General features: G+C 46.3%; 1 protein-coding gene. It reads left to right on the top strand.

The annotated features are described in order from the left end of the window. Positions 1–255 (top strand): transposase (locus EYW48_RS21835; RefSeq protein ID WP_277433118.1); only part of this gene is annotated, 255 nt, incomplete at both ends.

Here is a 255-nt window from a genome sequence, read left to right as displayed (position 1 = left end):
AGTCACTGATGCTGTTTTAGAACAAGTTGTTGAGTGGCAAGCTCGCCCTCTTGATTCGGTTTACCCCATCGTTTACCTGGACTGCATTGTTGTGAAGGTGCGCCAAAATAAGCAAGTCATCAACAAATCCATTTACCTTGCTCTCGGCGTCAATATGGAAGGTCAGAAAGAACTTCTTGGGATGTGGATGTCCGAAACTGAAGGCGCGAAGTTCTGGCTCAGTGTACTTACAGAGCTTCAAAATCGGGGTGTGAA

This window comes from Vibrio sp. 1180_3 (genome assembly GCF_029478545.1).
GTDB classification, from domain to species: Bacteria; Pseudomonadota; Gammaproteobacteria; order Enterobacterales; family Vibrionaceae; genus Vibrio; species Vibrio aestuarianus.
This window is presented reverse-complemented; position numbering and strand designations above follow the sequence as displayed.